Here is a 2,015-nt window from a genome sequence, read left to right as displayed (position 1 = left end):
CGGCGAGGGCCACGTGAAATGGTAGCCGTCATAATTGTCCTTGAGTTTTTGCACGGCTTCCTCGCGGCTCACACCCAAACGTCCGGCCAAGTTCTCCAAATCCTTGTCCATCTGTGTGGCCATCTCCTCTTCCGTAATGCCGCAAATAGCAGCATATTCCGGCAGCATGCTGATGTTTTGGATATTGTTCAGTTCGCTAAAGATGCTCAGCTGCGAAAACTTGGTGATGCCCGTCAGGAAGACGAAGCGAAGGTAGGGATCGCAGGCTTTGAGCGGGCTGTAAAAGTTGCGCATGACGTTACGCAGGACGGGCAGGTCCTTTTCTTCGTGCACCACATCGAGCAGGGGCGCGTCGTATTCATCGATAAGCACCACCACTTGGCGGCCCGTCTGCTCGTAGGCGAGGCGGATAAGGTCTGTAAGACGTGTGTTCGTGTCCGGGGTTTCAGACTTGATGCCGAAATTCCTTTCCATCCCTTTTAATTGCCATAGCAAATAACGTTCCAACTCCTCCCTGTCCATGTGCTTGCCCAAACTCATGTCGAAACGCAAAACAGGATATTCCGTCCATTCCGTTTCCAATCTTTCCAAGGCCAGTCCCTTAAACAAATCTTTACGTCCTTCAAAATAGGCAGCCAAAGTACTTGTCAACAGCGACTTCCCGAAACGGCGCGGACGGCTCAGGAACATATATTTGGAAGCGGAATGTGTCATGCGGTAGACGTATTCCGTCTTATCTATATACAGATATGACTTATTCCTTATTTCCGAAAATGTCTGTATCCCTATCGGATAAAGTCTTGTTTTCTGTTCCATAACCCTCGCTCCTTTATTTCTTCCTTACAAATATAAGCAAAAATAAACATTCTCACCTTGGCTTTAGTTTTTGTTAACGTCACATCTTGAAAGATATTCCACTTGCCGATTATGCCAAACACCGTACTCCCCATCCGGCAATGCCGGCATTTTGAATGAAAGCCGGTCGCTCCCCTCCTCCACTTCCGGCAAACCATGGATAAAATGTTCCGATTGTGCTTGGCCAAACGTGGCCATCACGACCGGAAAGGGGAAGCCGGAAAGCCGCATCGGAATGATTTTAGCCTCGGGGCAAAGACGGGACAACTGGCAGGCTGAACGTTCGAACGCCACCCAATGCGTACCTGTACCATACAGATGCATCAAGGAAGCATTATTTTCTTCGCGGCGAAGGATTTCCGGCCCTTGTCCTTGCAGTAATGCCAACAGGCGCACTCCGGAGGGCTGAGAAAAAGAACACTGGTTTTCCATTTTATGAATCTGGAGTTTTTACGCGAATTACAACAATCGGATGTATTCGGGACTTACTTCCACTCCTGCCGACAACAGGCCGGAAAGGTCGATGAACAGACGTTTTACACGGCTACCGCGGATAGACAGGAGATGACCTTCATATCCGTTGAGAGGGCCGCCCACAATGAGGACCTGGCGTCCTATCATCGAAGGACTTATCTCTCCCGGAAGATAGTAGCGGGGACGGAAAGTAGACTCCACCGCACGGATGAAACGTTCCATCTCAACCGTGCGTACCGTCATCGGGGAACAGTATCCACCACGTACATAACGGAATTGTAACGTGGGATCCCTTTCTACCACGGAACGGAGTGCGGAATAGCGTTCCCGGACAAACAGCAGGTCATGAAGAAAGGGCACATTCTTACGTACGCGTTGCCCGCGAACCAACGTGACCACCTCGTGCATCGGCGTAAACACGCGCAGCCCCATTTCCGCAAGTTGACGGTAAGCGGGATGTCTGGCATTGGAACGTTTCAGGTCCCTTAACACGAACCAACATTCCGCCTCGTCACTTTGGGACAATAAAGAAGCCTCCATGGAATAAGGATAAAGTATCTAGTCCTGATAGTCCTCAAGATACACTATGAACCAATCAGTTACACGTAATTCACAAAAAAGTCGGGACTTTCCCCGCACTATATTTAAATTCATTTTTCCGGTCGCTCTCTTAGGAAGAGATAAAC

3 protein-coding genes are annotated in these 2,015 nt (G+C 49.4%); all 3 read right to left on the bottom strand.

Annotated elements, in window-relative coordinates:
• The coding region (locus tag HMPREF9442_RS15260) for an ATP-binding protein (RefSeq protein WP_040603284.1) at nucleotides 1-816 on the bottom strand (816 nt) is incomplete at its 3' end.
• A 63-nt stretch (nucleotides 817-879) separates the two neighbouring features.
• Entirely contained in the window at nucleotides 880-1,287 is a 408-nt protein-coding gene (locus HMPREF9442_RS15255) for a hypothetical protein (protein WP_008630382.1), read from the bottom strand.
• A gap of 27 nt (nucleotides 1,288-1,314) precedes the next feature.
• Complete coding sequence (locus HMPREF9442_RS15250) at nucleotides 1,315-1,869, bottom strand: UpxY family transcription antiterminator (protein WP_008630380.1); 555 nt, start codon at nucleotides 1,867-1,869, stop codon at nucleotides 1,315-1,317.
• Nucleotides 1,870-2,015: the final 146 nt, after the last annotated feature.

Source organism: Paraprevotella xylaniphila YIT 11841, from assembly GCF_000205165.1.
Lineage (GTDB): Bacteria > Bacteroidota > Bacteroidia > Bacteroidales > Bacteroidaceae > Paraprevotella > Paraprevotella xylaniphila.
Note: the sequence above shows the minus strand (reverse complement) of the source record. Positions and strands in the feature narration are given on the sequence as shown.

Excerpts from the sequence above, each read along its gene's own strand:
- HMPREF9442_RS15250 (WP_008630380.1), bottom strand. The coding sequence starts at position 1,869 with ATGGAGGCTTCTTTATTGTCCCAAAGTGACGAGGCGGAATGTTGGTTC.
- HMPREF9442_RS15255 (WP_008630382.1), bottom strand. The coding sequence starts at position 1,287 with ATGGAAAACCAGTGTTCTTTTTCTCAGCCCTCCGGAGTGCGCCTGTTG.